The organism is Sphingobacterium multivorum, assembly GCF_900457465.1.
GTDB lineage: Bacteria > Bacteroidota > Bacteroidia > Sphingobacteriales > Sphingobacteriaceae > Sphingobacterium > Sphingobacterium multivorum.
In genome coordinates, this window is record NZ_UAUU01000003.1 from 34,422 (window position 1) to 54,057 (window position 19,636).

At 40.1% G+C, this 19,636-nt stretch carries 17 protein-coding genes and 1 tRNA gene; 7 read left to right on the forward strand and 11 right to left on the reverse strand.

What is annotated here, in order from left to right; all coding sequences use genetic code 11:
- Positions 1 to 39: 39 nt before the first annotated feature.
- On the reverse strand, positions 40 to 321 hold the full coding sequence (locus tag DTA23_RS05635; protein ID WP_112374089.1) for a GNAT family N-acetyltransferase: 282 nt from the start codon (positions 319 to 321) through the stop codon (positions 40 to 42).
- 178 nt (positions 322 to 499) lie between these two features.
- Between DTA23_RS05635 and DTA23_RS05640 the strand changes: the two genes are divergently transcribed.
- A complete protein-coding gene (locus DTA23_RS05640) occupies positions 500 to 1,870 on the forward strand; it encodes an exonuclease domain-containing protein (protein ID WP_112374090.1) in 1,371 nt (456 codons plus the stop codon).
- A gap of 1,091 nt (positions 1,871 to 2,961) precedes the next feature.
- Here DTA23_RS05640 and DTA23_RS05645 read toward each other — a convergent pair.
- The 6 genes from DTA23_RS05645 to DTA23_RS05670 form a co-directional block, all read right to left on the reverse strand.
- Positions 2,962 to 3,633, reverse strand: a complete 672-nt coding sequence (locus DTA23_RS05645) for a heparan-alpha-glucosaminide N-acetyltransferase domain-containing protein (protein ID WP_112374091.1) — start codon at positions 3,631 to 3,633, stop codon at positions 2,962 to 2,964.
- A 66-nt stretch (positions 3,634 to 3,699) separates the two neighbouring features.
- Positions 3,700 to 5,250 carry a RagB/SusD family nutrient uptake outer membrane protein gene (locus tag DTA23_RS05650; RefSeq protein WP_070563972.1) on the reverse strand — a complete coding sequence of 517 codons (1,551 nt, stop codon included), beginning with the start codon at positions 5,248 to 5,250 and terminating at the stop codon, positions 3,700 to 3,702.
- Between the two features lie 18 nt (positions 5,251 to 5,268).
- Positions 5,269 to 8,541: a TonB-dependent receptor gene (locus tag DTA23_RS05655; RefSeq protein ID WP_112374092.1), complete on the reverse strand. Its 3,273-nt coding sequence runs from the start codon at positions 8,539 to 8,541 to the stop codon at positions 5,269 to 5,271.
- Between the two features lie 35 nt (positions 8,542 to 8,576).
- Positions 8,577 to 9,716 (reverse strand): FecR family protein, encoded by a 1,140-nt coding sequence (locus DTA23_RS05660; protein WP_112374093.1) that lies wholly within the window; start codon positions 9,714 to 9,716, stop codon positions 8,577 to 8,579.
- A 66-nt stretch (positions 9,717 to 9,782) separates the two neighbouring features.
- Complete coding sequence (locus DTA23_RS05665; RefSeq protein ID WP_112374094.1) at positions 9,783 to 10,340, reverse strand: RNA polymerase sigma-70 factor; 558 nt, start codon at positions 10,338 to 10,340, stop codon at positions 9,783 to 9,785.
- Positions 10,341 to 10,551: 211 nt separating this feature from the next.
- Positions 10,552 to 11,256 (reverse strand): LOG family protein, encoded by a 705-nt coding sequence (locus tag DTA23_RS05670; protein ID WP_046673602.1) that lies wholly within the window; start codon positions 11,254 to 11,256, stop codon positions 10,552 to 10,554.
- Between the two features lie 114 nt (positions 11,257 to 11,370).
- Here DTA23_RS05670 and recR point away from each other — a divergent pair, with 114 nt between their 5' ends.
- Positions 11,371 to 11,985, forward strand: a complete 615-nt coding sequence (gene recR, locus DTA23_RS05675) for a recombination mediator RecR (protein WP_046673482.1) — start codon at positions 11,371 to 11,373, stop codon at positions 11,983 to 11,985.
- Here recR and DTA23_RS05680 read toward each other — a convergent pair.
- The 3 genes from DTA23_RS05680 to DTA23_RS05690 are packed head-to-tail and all read right to left on the reverse strand — an operon-like array spanning position 11,982 to position 14,145.
- Entirely contained in the window at positions 11,982 to 13,178 is a 1,197-nt protein-coding gene (locus tag DTA23_RS05680) for an oxygenase MpaB family protein (protein WP_239468861.1), read from the reverse strand. The two genes, recR and DTA23_RS05680, sit on opposite strands and share 4 nt — an antisense overlap.
- Complete coding sequence (locus tag DTA23_RS05685; RefSeq protein WP_112374095.1) at positions 13,163 to 13,516, reverse strand: hypothetical protein; 354 nt, start codon at positions 13,514 to 13,516, stop codon at positions 13,163 to 13,165. The genes DTA23_RS05680 and DTA23_RS05685 overlap by 16 nt, the downstream gene beginning before the upstream one ends.
- 14 nt (positions 13,517 to 13,530) lie before the next feature.
- Entirely contained in the window at positions 13,531 to 14,145 is a 615-nt protein-coding gene (locus DTA23_RS05690; protein ID WP_112374096.1) for a hypothetical protein, read from the reverse strand.
- 116 nt (positions 14,146 to 14,261) lie between these two features.
- On the opposite strand from DTA23_RS05690, the gene DTA23_RS27050 reads away from it, so the two are divergent.
- The 3 genes from DTA23_RS27050 (at position 14,262) to DTA23_RS05700 (ending at position 16,815) form a co-directional block, all read left to right on the forward strand.
- On the forward strand, positions 14,262 to 14,438 hold the full coding sequence (locus tag DTA23_RS27050) for a hypothetical protein (protein ID WP_172462332.1): 177 nt from the start codon (positions 14,262 to 14,264) through the stop codon (positions 14,436 to 14,438).
- A gap of 192 nt (positions 14,439 to 14,630) precedes the next feature.
- Positions 14,631 to 15,482, forward strand: coding sequence for an AraC family transcriptional regulator (locus tag DTA23_RS05695; RefSeq protein WP_112374097.1), 852 nt, complete (start codon positions 14,631 to 14,633; stop codon positions 15,480 to 15,482).
- Between the two features lie 76 nt (positions 15,483 to 15,558).
- Positions 15,559 to 16,815 (forward strand): amidohydrolase, encoded by a 1,257-nt coding sequence (locus tag DTA23_RS05700; protein ID WP_112374098.1) that lies wholly within the window; start codon positions 15,559 to 15,561, stop codon positions 16,813 to 16,815.
- Between the two features lie 215 nt (positions 16,816 to 17,030).
- Here DTA23_RS05700 and DTA23_RS05705 read toward each other — a convergent pair whose 3' ends face one another.
- Positions 17,031 to 17,474: a hypothetical protein gene (locus DTA23_RS05705; RefSeq protein WP_112374099.1), complete on the reverse strand. Its 444-nt coding sequence runs from the start codon at positions 17,472 to 17,474 to the stop codon at positions 17,031 to 17,033.
- A 547-nt stretch (positions 17,475 to 18,021) separates the two neighbouring features.
- Between DTA23_RS05705 and DTA23_RS27055 the strand changes: the two genes are divergently transcribed.
- Together DTA23_RS27055 and DTA23_RS05715 are read left to right on the forward strand one after the other, a co-directional pair.
- Positions 18,022 to 18,083: transfer RNA gene (locus tag DTA23_RS27055), tRNA-OTHER, on the forward strand.
- A 407-nt stretch (positions 18,084 to 18,490) separates the two neighbouring features.
- A complete protein-coding gene (locus tag DTA23_RS05715) occupies positions 18,491 to 19,585 on the forward strand; it encodes a slipin family protein (protein WP_112374100.1) in 1,095 nt (364 codons plus the stop codon).
- Positions 19,586 to 19,636 lie beyond the last annotated feature (51 nt).

Below are 19,636 nucleotides of genomic sequence, written 5' to 3' on the forward strand. Positions count from 1 at the left end.
ACAGCAATCTAACCATCTTTCTGCATATTGGTCGAGGCCTTAAAAAAGCACATCGGCCAATGTCGGATCCTTATCAAAAACTGATTTTGCAAAAGGACATAAAGGCATAATTTTTAAATTTTCTTGACGTGCATAAGTCACTGCCGCCATCAATAGCTGTTTACCTAGCCCTTTTCCTGCATATTCAGAACTTACTTCCGTATGGTCTATAATGAATTTTGTGGGGCCAGCCCAGGTATAAGTCATTTGCGCAACTGATTTTCCCTGATCGATAACCTCAAAGCTACCATGTTTATCGTCATTTTTTTGTATTACTTCCATGAGCATGATTTAATGAATGAAAAGTACAAATTAAACAAAATCCAGCAATATATAACATGACATTAGTTGAGAAAAACAGCTGTTTTACCAGTTAGATGGCATAATTCGCTTTTGTGTTTTGTAAAATTGCAGTGATTCTTTTAAATAGCTAATATTTTTAGTATGTTTGCTTTGCGTTATGAGTGTAAATCAAAGCAAAAGACAAGAATTTGCCATTGTGGACATAGAGACTACAGGTGGCCATGCAAAATCGAGCCGGATCACCGAAGTTGCCATTGTTATTCATGATGGTAACCAGGTTTTGGAACGTTGGGAGACCTTGGTTAATCCAGGGAAAGAAATTCCAAATTCAATTTTTGCGCTTACGGGAATAGACAATGATATGGTGAAAGATGCTCCATTATTTGATCAAGTTGCCGAACACATTTATGGAATGCTCAAAGACCGTATTTTTGTTGCGCATAATGTAAACTTTGATTATTCATTCATTCGGTTTCAGCTTCAGGAATCGGGCTTCGAGTGGTCAGCGATAAAATTATGTACAGTACGCTATGCCCGAAAAATTAAGCCCGGATTATTGTCCTATAGTTTGGGGCGTCTATGTGATTATTTAGATATCCCAATTGAAAATAGACACCGTGCGGGTGGCGACGCCGATGCAACAGCCATTCTCTTTGCTTATTTGAAAGTGCTAGATACCGAACAGGTATTTCAGGATATGATTAAACATAAAGCGCTAGACCAACGTTTTCCACCGCATTTAAATCCCTTGGAATATGAACAATTGCCCAATGAGCCCGGGGTCTATTATTTTCATGACAAAGCTGGAAAAGTAATTTATGTTGGCAAGGCTGTAAATATAAAAAAAAGAGTATTGTCCCATTTTACAGGGAATAATATTCAAGCGCAAAGGCAACATTTCTTAAAAGAAATTCATCATATAAGTTATGAGTGCTGCGGAACTGAGCTGATGTCATTGTTATTGGAATGTGCGGAAATTAAAAAGTTCTGGCCAAAATATAATAGGGCACTTAAACGGTATGAGCCTAAATTCGGTTTATTTTCTTATGAGGACCAAAATGGCTATCTCCATATGGCTATAGGGAAGACGACAAGGGGACAAGCATGTATTCAGCTGTTTCAGCGTGAATATGACGCTATTCAGTTGCTGCAAAGCTTTATTCAGCATGACGCTATTAATCCGCAATTTTGTCAGTTTGGGCACGCCAGTTTGTCTACGAAATCCATCAAGAAGACCGAGTTGCCCGATCGAGACCTACACAATACCCGGGTGGAACGTTGTATTGAGGATTGGCTCAAACAGCAACCATCCTTTGTATTGATCGATAAAGGACGTAATTCCGATGAAAAAAGTTGCATTGTTATTGAAAATGGCGTTTTTTATGGAATGGGATATATAGATCAATACGGCCAGTACAACGAGTTTGAAGATATAAAAGGACAAGTTAAAAAATATCAGAGCAATCACTACATGATGGAATTGGTCAAAATGGCAGCAGAAAGACATCCCGCTAAAGTAATTTCTTAACAAAATCAAAGATTTTACCTGACGTTGCGGCAGAGCCCACTTTCTCTTACGAGAAATTGACTCCGAATAGTCTATTTAATTTCTATTAACAGCATATTTTCAAGTCATATTTTGGGAATTTTTTCCGTTTAGTCATTTCAATCTCAGTAATCTGTTAAAGAAATGTGAAATCGCAAATCGCGCGCGATTTTGGTCCAATAGTTGAAATATTCTTTGTGTAGAATATTAAAAAAGACTTTTCATAATTTAGGTTAATAATTGGTTAGTTAAAAACCTGGGGTCCCAACCTCAGGTTTTTTTTTTTTATATTTCCGAACAAGAATTTTAGGTGAAGTATTCCTTTTATTTTGATTATTCAAAATAAATCAGTGTTTTTTTTTTTATTTGAAGTGTATGTTTCAATTTATTGGTTTTCAATTGATTAATATTTGTCCCCCTTTTGTCCCCCTAAGTTTTTTCTCTCTATAGTTAGTTTAAGTTACTTTAGTGTCAGCGTACTGTATAGCGGAATTAGTAAAACAAAGATGGGGCGTTTCTAAAAGTAGCTGCGGTATATCTTATCCATATCTTTATATATAAAAAGGGCCTTTGGCCTTTTTTTTATTCCTAATTCAGATTCACTTATTTTAACCCAAAGATACCTTGACCTAGATTTTGATATAGATATTTTTCTTTCGTAAATAATAGGCGATCAACCAATTCAAAGCGACAAATAGCAATGCAAATAGGGCGGAGGATAATTGTTGATTATGCCAACCATCAAACAGGAAATGATAGCTAAAGTTCCAAAGGTTTTGATGTTTATCCCCAATGAGAATAAATGAACAAATCGTAGGGATTAGTCCGCTAAGACAATAGATAAATAGTGTATTCCTGCGAAGTCGTCAAAGACAGTATAAAATATCCCTCTGATGTTTTGAAATTCGATGAGATAGATTAATATACAAGAAAAGAGATGGCAATACCCGTTGTGAATACGCAGTAACTGCTGGTCAGATTTTCTTATTAATAGGAAAAGCAAATGACCATAGATAGCCCACTAAATAAGACCAGGCCTACGACAAATAGGTTCATCAGTTCACTTTTGCCGGTCAGTTTTTGAATAATGTATTTTCCTGTGATATACCCGAATATCGTTTGACTGATGGCCGGAAATACGCTCCAGACATCCTCTGGATCAATGCTGTTCCTTCGCCGTGATAGAGGTGGGATGCACCAAAGACTCGGATATCCAGTGTCGTTCCAAACCAACCTTCCAGACTGTAAGGATCTGCAGGATTACCGTAATAGCAAATTAGCCAATAGAGGAGTAGAAGGAAGATACTAATAACTGCAGCACCTTTAGCCCTAAAATAGTATAGTATCATTGCCGTGCTGAAATAGCAGATTGCAATACGCTGCAGCACCCCAAAATACCTGTACTTGGCAAAGGGAATCCACTCGAGCTGGTGAAGACTATTCCATTCCACAAAGGGGAAAATATTTAAAAACAGACCAAGTAGAAAAAGGATGATTGTTCTCTTGAGAATTTTATTCCAGTAAGGTACGGGTGCTAGCTGGTCGCTGTTTTTTAAAGAAAATGCCATGGAGTTTCCGACAGCAAATAAAAAAAATGGAAATATAAGATCTGTAAACGTGCATCCATGCCAGATGGAATGTTCAAGTGGAGGGAACACATGATGATAGTTGCCAGGATTATTGACGAGAATCATAGCCGCGAGTGTAAACCCACGGAAAATATCCAGTGATTTAAAACGAGTCATAATAAAGTGTATTGGTAAAAAAGGCTGTTCAAGAATACTCCTTTGAACAGCCTATGCTTGGTCTAATTAATAGCCTGGATTTTGAGTCAGGCTCGGGTTTGCCTGCAGTTCCAATAATGGTATTGGAAGGAGCAGGCTATTTTGGTTAAAATTATACTTAATCAACGTAGGGCTACTCTGCTTGCCGTTATCGCATGTAAATTTGATTTCATTTAATTTATTCATCACATCTACTGTGACACCATAACGGTTTAAATCATCCCACCGTTGCCCTTCGAAAGCTAGTTCTAATCGGCGCTCGTTGAGAATGATGGCCTTTAGGGCACTGGAGCTGATACCGGATAAATCGGCGAGCCCTGCGCGATGACGGATGACATTAAGGGTATTTATTGCCCCTGAAGTATTTCCCAGTGCGTTTTGAGCTTCTGCTTTGAGCAGAATGATGTCTGCAAGTCGTAAAAGGTAAAAATGATCGCCACTTTGGAAGCTGTTGGCATGTTTTTGCTTTACGTTAAATGGGATTTCTGTCGCAGCATCTCCGCATGGATTCCAAAATTCATCCGCCCAAGGAACTGAATAGAACCAAATGTTGGCGTTCTTTCGTTCGGTGTCGCCAGCATTGTCATAAGCTTCGACAAGATCTTTCGATGGTGTTCCATATCGGCGCCATTCGTTTTCGTTGATTTTGCCATTTTCATCAAGATCCGGGAAAAAGAATGCGCCACCCCAGCAGCTTAGATTGGGACTGCCGGCGATATAGGGAATCTCAATGATAGATTCACTATTATAGTTGTGTTTGCCGTCAAAAAGATCCGCATAGTTTTGAAGGAGCTGGTAACCACCTTTTCCAGCGATCACTGCATCGGCGTATTGCAATACCTTATTGTAATCTCGATCAGGGCGTTGTGCCCATATCTTGGTCAGTAAGGCATTTGCAGCCCCTTTTGTTGCTCTGACCTTGTCAATGGAAGGTTGCCCAAATCCATCGGGTAGGTTGTTTGCAGCAACTTGCAGATCCGAATCGATAAAATCATAAACCTCGGCTACAGTTGATCGCTTGATGCGTAATACTTCTGCATCTGTACTGTTGGAGTGTTTTTCCAAGGGCACACCACCATAAAGCTTGACCAATTGATAATAATGGAAGGCCCTTAAAAATGAAGCTTCTCCAAGAATTTGTTTGCGTCTTTCATCCGAAAAAGTAGGATCTGTGACCTTATCAACGTTGTCAATAACGATATTGCATTTTGAGATTGCTCCATACAGTTCTTCCCAGTCCCTGCGTACCATTTCATTGGTATTGGTGATGTTATTATAGTCAATTTGTGCAAAATCTATTTCGCCACCACCGGCAGCATGGGCATTATCAGAGCGAATATCTGTTTGCAGAATCATTTCCCATTGATAATAATTGGCATTGCTCCCTGGACGAGTGCCATTGCCTATAAAAGAATTATAGGCTCCGTTTAATGCTTTCTCAATATTGTCTCCTGTGAGATAGGCATTTTCGCTCGTTACCGTGGAGGTAGGCTGAAGATCTAAAAACTTTTTGCAGGAATTTAGAGTAAGCGATGTCAATAAGGCTATGGCCAATGAAGTATATCTAGTTGATTTCATTTTTTGTAAGCTAAAAGGTTAAAAAGTTAGGTTTAAACCAACAATAAAGGTGCGTGCCTGCGGCGAAGTACCAAAATCGATACCGGGCGCCATATTGGAGCTCACGGTTTGCTGATTAGTTCCCCCATACATGCTTACCTCAGGATCCAAACCTGAGTATTTGGTGAATGTTAACAGATTCTCGCCCGTCACATAAAAACGGACCTTATTGAGCTTCCATCTTTCAAGCACTTGTTTAGGTAGCGTGTAGGCCAGGGTCATCGATTTTACCCTGAGGTAAGAACCTTTCTCTACAAAACGGGAGGAAATTTGTGAATTGTAGTTGTCATCTGTATTGTTTAGATCCGGACGTGGCATAGTACTGTTGTTGTTATCAACAGTCCATCTGTTTAACACGGCAACACTTTGGTTTCTCGGTTCCCACATACCTTCTGTATAAATACGCGTCGCATTAAGGATATCATTTCCCTGTACCCCCTGTAAGAAAAAGGAAAAGTTGAAGTTCTTATAGCTGAAATCATTGGTCATGCCATAAGAGAATTTTGGTGTAGCATTCCCGATGATAGCCATATCACTCGTTTGAAGACCTGCTTCCGGATCAGCCATCTGATAGATCATATCTCCGGTCTCTGGATTGACGCCTTTTGCGATATAGCCCCAGAAGGACCCCAATGCAACGCCTTCTTTTGCAATCGTACTATTACCCCGACCATCGATATTTCCGTCATAATAGGTTCCGCCATCAATATTCAGGACTTTATTGCGATTGAGCCCAAAAGTCACAGTTGTATTCCATTTGAAATCGTGAACGAAATTTCGGCTACTCAATTCGAATTCAAAACCTCTATTTTGTAGGTCGCCTAAGTTTTTCAGCGCAGTTCTATAGCCCGAACTGTACGGAACCCTTGAGCTGAGAAGTAGGCCTACAGTCCTTTTTGCATAATAATCTGCACCAAATATCAATCTCGAATTAAAGAAACTGGCATCCACACCAATATCGGTCTGATTTGTTGTTTCCCATTTTAAATTGGGATTGTCCAGGGTAGCAGGCGTATAACCGGGTACAACTTGGTCGCCGATGTTATATGATCCTGTCACGTCGACTAAACCGAGATAGGAAAAGGCCGGAATTTGGCTATTTCCAACTTTACCCCAACTCGCACGGATTTTCAAATCGTTTACGGTGTTTTTCAGCGAACTGAAGAAATCTTCATTGGATAAACGCCAACCGGCAGAGAAAGAAGGGAAGTAGCCCCAGCGGTTATTTGGGCCAAATACAGATGATGCGTCAGCCCGCAGATTTGCTGTAAATAGGTACTTGTCGTTATAATCATAACCAATTTTTGCGATGCCAGATACAGTGGATACAGCGGCGTCTACTGCCGTAGGCATCGCTGTGATCATCGAACCACCATTGACCGTGTGGATTGCTGGATTAGCAAAATTTTGCGTAGCAATATTTGAGGTTGTTGTTTGTGTTTTCGTTGTAATATAGCCTAATAAGCCTGTAAAGTGGTGCTTGTCACTAAAGGTTCTATTATAGTTTAATGTATTTTCGGACATCCAATACTGATTGTCCTGCTGCTGGAGCGTTGCCATACCCTTATATTTTCGACCTTCCGTTGTACGAAAAGGATCTACGAAACTGCGGTACTGGTTGTTAAATTTCTCATACCCAAACAGCGATTTGAATTTTAATCCAGGTAGGATATTGGCTTCCACAAAGGCATTTCCTGTAAATCTGTTGTTGATATAGCTGTGCTCGTTGCCTGTTGCCAATGCAACGGGGTTGTCAAGATCTGTATAGAATGGATCTACTGTGAAAGCACCTTTGTCGCCATATATTCCGATTACTGGAGAGCCCAGATAAGCATTCATGATGACTCCATTTCGGGAGTTCTCGGTAATATCCACGTCGTACCAACGGTTGTACGATAAGCTGGTCCCCACCTTAAAGATTTTATTGATCTGATGATCCAAATTAACCTTGAAATTGACCTTGTTTACTGTATTTGTGATGACCGTACCATTATCTTTTTGATAAGATCCCGAGATGTAAAACCCTGTCTTTTCATCTCCACCGCGTACTGAAGCCTGGTATTTTTGGCTGTGACCGGTGCGGAATAGCTGATCTGGCCAGTTTGTATCAGCGGTATATTTCGACCAATCCAAGGCTTCTCCCATCTCAGTCATTAATTCTCTATATTGTGCCGCATTTAGAACACTAGGCTTTTTTCTGATGCCTGAAAATCCTTGATAGGTTTCGAAATTTACCTGTGTCTTACCGTTTGTTCCTCTTTTGGTTGTAATCAATACAACGCCATTTGCGCCAGAAGATCCATAGACAGCGGCTGAAGCAGCATCCTTTAATACAGAAATGCTTTGAATATCGGATGGATTGAGCTCCGATATGTTTTCAGTAGGAACACCATCTACAATGTATAATGGATTGCTACCTGCAGTAATTGTTGAAGTTCCGCGAACGCGAATAGAGAAGCCAGCTTGAGGTTGTCCGGAAGATTTTACAATTTCCACCCCCGCCATTTTGCCCTCCATAGCACTCGCTAATTGGGTCACAGGGCGATCTTCAATATCTTTTGTACTCATGGTTGCAATGGCTCCCGTGATGTCTTTTTTCTTCTGTGTTCCAAAACCGACCACAACGATCTGTTCCAGTTGGTTGTTGGCAGTTTTTAGCTGTATATTGAGGTAACTATTGGAACCTACCGTACTACTGATAGTCTCATAACCTATTGAACTAAAGCTGAGTTGATGGGTAGTAGTCGCTTCAATAGAAAACTCACCTTTGCTGTCTGTTTCCGTTTGTTTACCTGTTGTTGTATTGCGGATGGTGACCCCTGTTAATGCTTTACCGTCGCCATCGGTAACGCGCCCTTTGACAAGCTGTTGTATATTGATCGTGTTTCTTAAAGGTATGTCATCTATTTTCCTTTTTAGGACAATGGTGTTATTGACAATTTTGTATGAATACGACAGTTCTTTCAGGTTGTCATCCAGAATTTCAACAATAGAACCATCTTTATGGTTTATGCGGATTTTTTGGTTATCATTAATCTGTGAGTTATCGTACAGAAACACATAAGAACTCTGACGCTCGATTTCTTTAGCAAACTTTGCCAAAGTGTATTCCTTGTCTTGTAACTTGATTTTAGATTGGTTTACATTCGCCATCGCCAAATTATTTGCATGGGAAACGCATTGGATAGCAAGTAAAGCAGCAAATAGTTTTGCCTTTTTACCAGCCCCTTGGATGGTTTTAAGTTTATACATAATTAGTTGGGTAAGTTTGTTTTATATTAGATAATTTAGAGTTCAACTTCAATTTTATTGTTTTCCAATCGGCATTTTATATCCAGAAAGTTGAGGGTCTCAACCAGTTGCTGGGCAGTTGAATTGCGTTTTATCTTACCTGTCAGTTCACGCTTGTCATTTGTTCCTTTATACACGATATCCACATTATACCAGCGTTTTATGGCGGCAAGCGCATCTTTAATGGGTGTCGATTCGAAATAGAAAAAACCATTTTTCCAGGCCATTGCTTCTTCGATATTGGCTTCTGCTACGATAAGATTCCCGCCAGTGGTAAATGCTGCTTGACCAGGTTTCAGCATTTTTGACTTACCGAATTGCGAGACTTGTACAGAACCGGCTATAAGTGTGGTTTTATTGTGTTCATTTGGATAAGAGCGTACATTAAAATGGGTTCCGAATACACGAATGGTCTGTTCATTGGATCGCACATAGAAGGGGCGCTTGCTATCGTGGCTGACCTCAAAATAGCCCTCCCCAGATAATTTTACTTCCCGGCTATTCGACGCAAAAGATTCAGGAAACGTCAGCACGGATCCAGCATTTAGCCACACCTTACTGCCATCGGCCAAAATGATCGTATACTCTGTTCCAATCGGGGTTTCAATGGTATTGGTACGGCTTGTAGCAGTTTTCCTACTGGCTGTAAATTGATATTGCACGGTTCCGGAAGCAGTCGTAATTACTTTCACCTGTTCATCCTGATGGAGAACGCGCTGTTGCTGGGCAGAAAGATCAATTTTGGTTCCATCGGCTAAAGTTAATACGGCCGCCTTAATGCCCGGGTGAACCTGTTGTTGCATCTTCACGGCTACCCGCTGGCTATCTCCAGATGTTCTTTTAACAAGGTAAAGGGGTAATATAAACAACAGTGCCAAAGCAGCAGCTATTCCACCCAACTTCACCCGTTGCGGAATTCGCCTGATTTTTGACGCTTGGATTTCCTGCTTTATATTGGAAAATAACAGCTCTTTGAGTTGTTGTTCATCGGTTGCCAGCCCCTCAGGAATAGGGAGAGGTTCGCCATTACTTGTTTCATACCACTCTTGCAATTCGGCTTCCTCTTCAGGGGTACATGTGCCTTGAAGCCATTTGTAAGCCAATTGCTTTATCCGGAATTGATTATGATCAACCATATTTAGGGTTATTTATATATAGAGTCCCTAGATTGGGTTGATACCCTGACAAGAAGAGAAAAAAAATCACAAAGTAATCAGAAAGCGCTGAATACCAGCGCGTATTTTTTTTAAGGCACGGCTTAATTGGGTTTCGACCGTTTTCACAGAGATGTTCATGTGCTCAGCGATCTGTTTATAAGTGAGTCCTTCTTCGCGGGATAATTTGAAAACAAGCTGGCATTTTTCGGGCAGTTCCGAAACAAGCTGATCCAGCCGAACTCGAAGTTCTTCAAACTGAAGCCAATCTTCCGTCGAGTTATCGAAATCGGCCCATTCCGTATCGTGTTTAAAAGCTTCCTGCTTGTATTGTTGCGCCAGATATTTAAAGACTTTGTATTTAACGGCCACAGCGAGGTAGGAGGCGAGATTGCTTTCAATTTGGAGTTGATGGCGTCTCAGCCAAAGCGAAGTAAAGATGTTTTGTACGATTTCTTGCGCGTCTTCCAGCGAATTTGTTTTGCGCGCAGCCTGGTAATAAAGCTTTTTCCAATAGCGATCATACAAAGCTTCGAAAGCTAAGCTATCGTCTTGTTGAACCAATACAATCAACTCTTCATCTGAATGGCCTCCAAAATCTTTCATGCAAGACAATAATTTGTTTTTCTACGGTTAACGACGTGTAATGCGAATCGCGCTATAAATGTAGGGACTAAATTAGCAATAATGCAACTTTAATCTGTAAAAGCTGGTTTTGAACAGCTAAATACCTATTTTACAAAGACCAAGGGGAGGGCAAATAGGCAAAAAAAAAGAGTATCTGTTGATTCAGGTACTCTTTTTTTACGGGTACTTCTTAGAAGTTTGGTTTCAACAAGTATTTGTCGTAGAATCGGAAAATATGATCCGCAGCCTCTTCGGCAGTATCGACAATACGGTATAGTTTCAAATCTTCTTCGCTGATATATTTGTTAGGAATCATTGTATTCTGAACCCAGTCCATCAACCCTTTCCAATATTCAGAGCCAACCAACACGATTGGAAAACGTGCAATTTTGCCGGTTTGAATCAATGTGATTGCTTCAAAAAGCTCATCCATGGTTCCAAAGCCTCCTGGCATAACAATATAACCCTGAGAATACTTCATGAACATCACTTTTCTGACGAAAAAGTACTTGAATTCAAGTAGTTTGTCGCGATCAATATATTTGTTGTGAAACTGCTCAAATGGTAATTCAATATTTAGACCAACAGACTTTCCTCCGGATTCATAAGCACCTTTATTGGCTGCTTCCATAATTCCAGGTCCACCGCCCGAGATAATACCATAACCGCGTTCTGTCAATAAACTGGCAATATCGACCGCCATTTGATAATATTTGTGTTCACGTGGCGTACGTGCTGATCCAAATATCGATACACAGGGACCAATTTTTGCCAATTTCTCAAATCCGTCCACAAACTCTGACATCACTTTAAAAATCTGCCATGAGTCCTTAACTTTAATTTCCTGCCATGTTTTGTTTTCAAATGCGCGGATAATTTTATCTTCTTTTGTAATGTCCATATATAACGTTATACATTTAATTCTAAATTCCAATTTTTCAAAAAGGAATACAATATAGCTATTTTTTTAATAGTAGCTACTTTTTCTGATTATTCTTACATTTGCATTATGAATTTTTCTTCTAAACTTCTTGAGAATGCCGTCGCTGAATTTGGAAAACTACCAGGCGTAGGGCAAAAGACAGCATTACGACTGGTTTTGCATCTGCTGAAGCAATCCGATGCGGATGTAGCCCGTTTTACAGCCGCTATTGATCGCTTGAAAGAAGATATTCAGTATTGCCAGGAATGTTTCAATATTTCGGATCACAGTATATGTGAGATATGTGCCTCCTTTAAACGTGATAAAAGCTTGATTTGTGTTGTGGAAGATACACGTGATGTGATGGCCATTGAAAATACAAATTCCTATCAAGGTGTATATCATGTATTGGGTGGGTTAATTTCGCCAATGGACGGTATTGGTCCTGCGGATCTAAAAATTGAGGGATTACTCAATCGAATTCAAAGAGGTGAGGTGGAAGAAGTTATTCTGGCACTTTCAGCAACAATGGAAGGGGATACCACCATTTTTTATTTATATCGCAAATTGCGTGAGTTTGATGTTAAAATTACAACCATTGCCCGCGGTATAGCCTTTGGTGGTGAATTGGAATATGTGGATGAACTGACCTTAGGACGGTCCATTGCGACACGGGTGCCTTACGAGCGCAATGTTGGTTAATTGTATTTCAGATAGATTTGTTTCACACCCTCGTGTATCTTTCTTCCTTTGTCAATCTGTTGTTGTCGCCATAGGCTGTCGGTGATCATATGATTTGCTTTTTTATTTTTTAAGATATTCACATAAGCGATTTTACCGAGTACCGTTTTCCTTAAACCAAGTAATGAACACGAATAGTCTCCCAATAGATAATGATTGTAGTAGAGATGAATTTCACGCATAAGCTTTCGTCCCCATTTGTTTGTGGGGTAGGCTGCTTTAATGGGCTCTTCCATGAGCGCTTTTGCTAAGGCTAAACTATCCTGATCTCCTGATTGTTGGGTCATCGTCCAATAATACAACGCTTCAATAGCTTGCTCCTCACTGTCGGGTAGCAATTGCGTGGGAATGCCCAGCAATGTCCCGATAAATTTCCAAACATGGAATAAACCATCAACCTCGCTTTTCAATATATTGAATTTCATGCGTTTTAGCCCTGTTAGATAAACAAGAGAGAATCCGAGGTTGGTCGCAAGCATATCCCAAGTGTTTAAAGGGATGCCCCATTTTTCTGTTTGCCACTGACCGTGCTTTAGAATATTTAACCGAGCATACGAATGGATACATCGGGTAAGTAGGATGGCCTCAATGCCGATATTACCCTTTTTCAGTGCATTGTTACCTGTGACGTCAACCCAAAAGGTGACCGTTTCGGTGAGCCTTTTGACAGCACCTTTTTTTAACGCACCTGTAAAAATTAGGGGTTTATTGATGGCACTGGATTCATAGCCCCCCATGAGGACATAGTCCCGTAATACAACAAGTCCTGATAAGCCCGAACGTTGGCTGACGCCAATGCCTTGCTCTATTTTATCCCAATCTAACCAAGAGGGACTGAGATCCAATGTCTGTAGAAAATTCTGCAATATGGGTTCGTATGCTGCATCAATAGGCTTTCCTGCAAGTGCATCTTTAAGCAGTTGTTGACCTTGAGGGAAACCAATTTTTAGGTGGAGCTGTTCGACAAGCTGGTCGCAGCTATTGTCAAATTGATCGAGTAAAGGTACAAATTGATCGGCAGCAGCGATCGAAGGTTTAGTCGGCAATTTGCGAAGCAATTCCACGCCAAGACCTCTCGACCAATAGAAAGAAAATGAACTTGTATTAACTTGATAACGCTCGGGTATTCGCCTCTCTTTTATTGAGTTATCCAAGATATATAACCTCCTGTTAATGTGATTGTATTGTTCGATTTATTGAATTTAAAGTCTATATAATCCGTTTGACAAGATAAAAGATCACTGCAGCAAAATTGACGGTCAATTTTAAAATGAAGTCTAAAAGAGCCGCCTGTCTGATCAGCAAAAAAAGTTAGCCTGCTGACGCTAAAGTCACTTAAATGCGGGCCGCCATCTTTATCTTCCAATTGATCGATAACGTAATCATTGATTTCTTTCTGATGTTTGTCGACGAATGGTAGGAGCTCTTGATCGGTGAACGGTATGATTAAACTATCTTTTTCTATCGCTATTCTGATGCTAATTTCTGCCATTTTATTATAGTGTGCTAATAAAGATCTCTGCAGTTTGGGATATATAGATTGAAAATTGCTTCTGTTTCCTTTCGGGTCTTATCCGCAAATTTACAGAAAGCCTTTAGAATAATTAGATTGATGTGTTCTTTTTTAAAATCAATGAGTCGATTTGAAAATTGAAATCCACCTTCAACGATTCTAAAATCACTTTTGGGTAGTTTACGGATGGTTACTGTTGCCACATCATATATATCCAATTGCTCCTCCCAGTAAGCAATTTGCTTGACGACTTCATGGTAGAGTAATTCCTGGCACCATTTGTACAGTAAGTTCAAGGTATTTGTGTTCTTCTTTTGATATACACATATGCTCGTTGCTGTCAATTCAACAGTTGGTAGCATTGCGGACGGATAAATCTTGACCAAATAAGGTTTTCCAAATAGGTAGTAGGGATCTTCCAGATAGGAATAGGATGAATCTTCCGATTTATTTTCTGGAGGATTTAGCTTAATGTACTCTTTGAGGAAAGCAACATCGCAATGCGCTGGAGCATATACACGATAGGGTGATGAACTACCTAGAATCTGGATGTAATCTTTATTCCAGGGGATTATTTCATAAAATATACTGCCAATTTCGATTTGCATTTTCCGATGTACAATGATAGACCCGTTCTATGGTGTCAAAGTAACGATATTTTTTGCGTTAAAGAAAAGCGATTTGAAAAATAACATTATCGTAGTCAGCTTCGAACCGGGGTCACATGCTTTTTGGGGCAGCTTCGGCTATTGTGTACCCTTTCTTCGGCTTGGCTTCGGCGAGTATAGGGGATTTGTTGCAGACTGCTCCCAGACAAGTAGGGGACTACTTCGGTTGTTGTTCGGCTCTTGTTCGCCTTGTTGCCGATGGACAACCGAACGCAAACCGAAGCGATGACTAAGCTGGCCCGACCCTGTCCCGGAGCTGTCTCGAATCAGGTCCGGATCGTTGCCGACCACTGTATGGACTTGAGCGGACTTGAACGAACTTTGACGGACTTGAACGGAGTTTTGTATGAGCTCAATTATGTTCTGTTATACTGAAAACAGGTTTTTCCTTTTCTGATATTTATGCTATCTTCGGATTGCTGCTTATGTACCATCTCAATGACCATTTTCCAATATTAGATCTGCAAAAATTCCAGGAAGGGATTGTAAGCGATCGAGATTTGCTTTTTCATGAGCTCATTGGCCCAAGAGAAATTAGTGAACCGCATAAACACGATTTTTTTATCTTGTTATTGTTTCAGAAGTCTGTAGGCACACATACAATAGATTTTGATCGTTTTGTACTTGGCGGAAATCAGTTACATCTGGTTTTTCCGGGACAGGTACATCAGTGGCAGATGGCCGATCCTACCTATGCATTGCAGCTCATGATCAGCAGACGTTGGTTCGAAAGCTTATTACCTGCATTGCGATTTCCTATTTCTTATTATCTAAAGCAATTGGTCATTGATCTTTCAGCGATCCACTTTCAGTCGCTATTGGCAGAATTTAAAGCAATTGCAGCTGATCTAGCGGACGACCATATCCTATGGGAATTGATTTACGCGCGGGTTAAAGTAATCGCCCTTCTGATTAGCAAGATCGTTCAGGATAATTATCATGATTATGAACAACATCAGGATAATCCGATTGTGGCAAAATTTGTTCAGCTTATCGATGAATGGTATAAAAGTGAAAAATCCGTTGCTTTTTATGCCGAGAAGCTAAATATATCCGCAAACTATCTGAATGTGTTAAGTAATCGGGTGTTACACAAGTCAGCTTCATTTTTGATTCAGGAACGTGTGTTACTGGAACCAAAGCGATTGCTTAGAATTTCGGATAAAACGATCAAAGCGATTGTTTTTGATTTAGGGTTTTACGATAATGCAAGCTTCAGCAAGTTTTTTAAATGCCATACAAATATGACACCAAGTCAGTTTAAAGCGCAGCCATAATTTATACACAAGCTGTGATAATTCTTACAAGGATCATTGTCCCAAATCACTTAGCTTTGGTGAAAATGATTTAAGCATGAATGAAATCAATCAAAATCAAGATACTTATTTGTTGAGGAACGTATTGCTAGAAACAGGCTTTCTTTATGAGAAGGAAGAAATTGTTGCTACGAAAACGGCATTATTTGATATTCAAATCGAGGCAAATAAAATAAAAAATATAGAGCCAGCGCAATCGGGGATTGACGGAAAAGGCTTCGACATGAAAGGTAAATTGGCCTTACCGCCATTCCGTGACATGCACATTCATTTAGATAAAACTTTATACGGCCTGCCCTGGAAGGCGGTATTTCCAAAAAACAGGACTGTAAAAGATATGATTGCCAAGGAACAGATCATCATCCCTGAATTGTTGAAAACCTCTGTCGAACGTGCCGAAAAATTGATTGCGCTATTGCAGGGCTACGGAACTAATTTTGCGCGTACACATTTTAATGTAGACCCAACATCGGGGACGAAGTCATTGGAACATCTGTTACAGGCACTGGAACATTTAAAGTATTCCTTTGCTGCAGAACTGGTCGCATTCCCCCAACATGGTCTATTCTATACAGAATCCGCGAAGTTAATGGAGGAAGTTGCAAAATGGGAACAGGTGGATTTTATCGGTGGTTTGGATCCCTTTAGTATTGACGGCAATATCGAGAAACCGATGGACTTGACGGTTCGACTTGCATTGGACAATAACAAGGGAATCGATATCCACTTGCATGAAGGTGGAGAATCAGGTGTTAAGACTATGGAATATTTGATTGATAAAGCATTGGAAAACCCCGCATTACAGGGACGCACATTTATCAGTCATGCTTTCGCCTTAGGCTACCTGCCGAAAAAAGACTTAGAACACATGGCCGAACGACTGGCAGAAGCGAAAGTCGGTATATGCAGTTCGGTTCCTTTCCGCAATATGTTGATGCCATTTCGGGAACTGAAAAAGGCGGGAGTGGAAGTTTTTGTGGGGAACGACAATGTTCAGGATCATTGGGGTACTTTTGGTAGTGGTAATATGCTTCAGAAAGCCAATCTAGCCGCGCAATTATATGGTTATGAAACTGAATTCGAGCTATCTCGTTGCCTTTGTTATGCGACCAATGGCAAAATCCCGCTTGATGACCACGGGAATTCGGTATGGCCGAAAGTAGGAGATGATGCTAGCCTTCTTTTTGTCGACGCGAGTTGTTCAGCAGAAGCAGTTTCTCGGATCTCGACCGTCCATGGGCTTATTCATCAGGGAAATCTCGTCAAATGGAACAATAGTTCACAGCTTGATTAAAATAGCACATAATAAGAACATTTGACATGCCAATTTATCGTCTGGGGAATTGGCATGCTCATTTTTTAGGAGGGATTACGGTTAATGTAGGAAAGTCGTCTTGCAGTAGTCTATTTTATAAGAACCTTGCTCATGGACCAATTGAACCTCGTTTTTGGTTCGGATATTATCGCCGTAATCAATAAATACGATAAACTTGCTCTCCGTTATTTTGTCTATTTTAACATCCTTGATATCCAATTACCTCTTCCAAATAACCAGGTTTCCGCTGTATATAAGGGATAGATTTTTTCCCATTTAGCTTTGTAAGCTGCTTCAGCTTTGGGCAGTTCTTCATCTGTGAGGTTAGATGGCCCGTAAATTTCATTGGCATCGTTTAAGAACGCCTGAAAGCGTTTGGTACATAAGGCATCTTCTTTGTCCAGATAGTAACAATATTTTCCGGATGCAGAACTTTTATATTTAAAAATCTCTTTTAACCAATCTTCCGCTTGCTGATGCTGAGCAATTGTCGTGTTTTGCTTCGCTGTGCCTGTGCCGTCGTTGATTAAAACCTGCTTTGCAGGATGGTCCACTGCAGTGCTTTTATGGTTTTTCGTTGGATTTATACAGCTCGCTAGCATGTAAAACAGCAGTATTGTTGCATACAAACTTTTCATCTTTTGATATCGTCTTTTATTTGGGTGTAAAATTAGGATATAAATCCCATAACACGATCACGGATTACCGCTATATTTCTACAGCATATTTGCCAAAAAATCCTATTTCCCATTCTTGTTGAAATAAAGCAAAGCTCTGTGTGCCGATCGTGTGGCGTATAAACGCAATACATCTGCGTAGTTAAGAGTCCCTTGTTTCTTTCTGATGCCAATTATTTATTTTTAATTGCTGTATAACAGTATTTTATATTTTCTCTATATTTTTTTTACTTCTTTTTTTTTCTACGCAAATTCCCTGCGCATTAACCCAACGATATTTGTAATGTCAACAATGACAAACGTTCTTTGATGAAATTATAGCGAATAGCTTTAAGATATATACTTCTTGATGAAGTATTAAAGAAGCCTTTCTTCTTCAGTGGCATCCTGGTCACCTGTTTCAGTATAGCAGGTTAGTATTGTTCTCAATGAGAATCAATATACTGATAAAACGAGAAGTTGAAAGGAAAGTGCTCGTGTTAGAGGTTCGAGTCCTCTCCCGTAAAAAGGTAGCTCAAGGGTAGAGCAGAGCAGATAGTTGTGGGTCGTAGGTTCGATTCCTACTCCTGAGCAATCAGGATAGTTCAGTCTGGGTAGAACAACAGCTCAATCGTGTGGGTTCGAATCCCACTTCCATTTTCGGATGGAATAGCATAAGGGTATTGCACCGAACTGTCCATTCGGACATTCAAAGTTAAGACCTTCTTTAAAAAGGTCATTTGGTAGAAGCTTGCTATCTTTTTATCCTGCTTATGCGCTGTTTTCATGCGACTATGCAATTGATTGATGGCCTGAGATTCCTAAGATGTGGTATTTGAATTTATACTAAAAAGTCGTGACCAATAAGATGGGGTATTTGTTCACCGACTTTTGATTTTAAAAGCGGGTACTTGGGCTTTTGAATCCCGCTTGAGGTCAAGGGATAAAAAATAGCAGGTTTTATAATAGCAATAATGAAAATTTAAAAGAATATACAAATGAAAAGAGTACAGATAACTACAGCAGAAATCGGATTGGTTATTAAAAACAATATGGTGGTCCGTGTTTTAAAATCCGGTAACTATTGGTTGGGATTTGGTGAAAAACTGGAGAAATATACAACTACTCATTCATTTCCTTCCGATCGTAATATCGATGTGCTTTTGCAGTTGGCAGGTTTTAGTGAATTGGTCGACATCGTTGAGGTGGGCGATACGGAGATTTGTCTTGTTTTTTTGAATAATAATTTCGAAAAGACGTTAGCCTCCGGCAGACATGTTTTTTGGAAGGAATTGCGTGAACGCAGATTTCAACTGGAAGACATTGCGGAGATTGAGGTTCCGGCATCTTTAAATCGTCAGTTGTTGGAGAAACAGAGTTTGAGCTATTATGTACGTCAGTATAAAATTGAACCAAATGAGAAAGCCCTGTTTTTTGTAGACGGTGTGTTTGTGGATATCTTGAAGTCGGGAACGTATTATTGGTGGAAGAATGCAAAAACCATAGCGATTTCAAAAGCTGATATGCGGGTTTTGACCTTGGAGGTGGTAGGACAGGAGATCTTGTCTAAAGATAAAGCACAGATCAGAATCAATTTCACGCTGCAATATCAGATTGTGGATATTGTCAAAGCACTATTGAATAATAAAGACCACGAGAAGCAATTGTATTCGTTGATGCAGTTGACCCTACGGTCCTATATCGGGCAGATGACGTTAGACGAGCTGATGGAGCGGAAGACTGAAATACAAGGCTATATCTTAGAAAATACATTACAACAGGTTGCGAGCTTGGGACTAACACTGTTGACCTGCGGTGTTAAAGATGTTATTTTACCAGGGGATGTGCGGGACATCATGAACCAGGTGTTGATTGCAGAGAAGAGGGCGCAGGCAAATAGCATCATGCGTCGCGAAGAGACCGCTTCGACACGGAGTTTGTTGAATACGGCGAAACTGATGGAAGAAAACAGTATGTTGTTTAAGTTGAAGGAAATGGAATATGTCGAAAAGATCGCAGAAAAGATCAATACGATTTCGGTTTCCGGAAATGGACAGATTGTTGACCAACTCAAACAATTGTTTGTGAAATAAAAGATTATTAAATTGAAAGAGGTGCAGGTAGCAACGTAAAGAGCTGTTGTT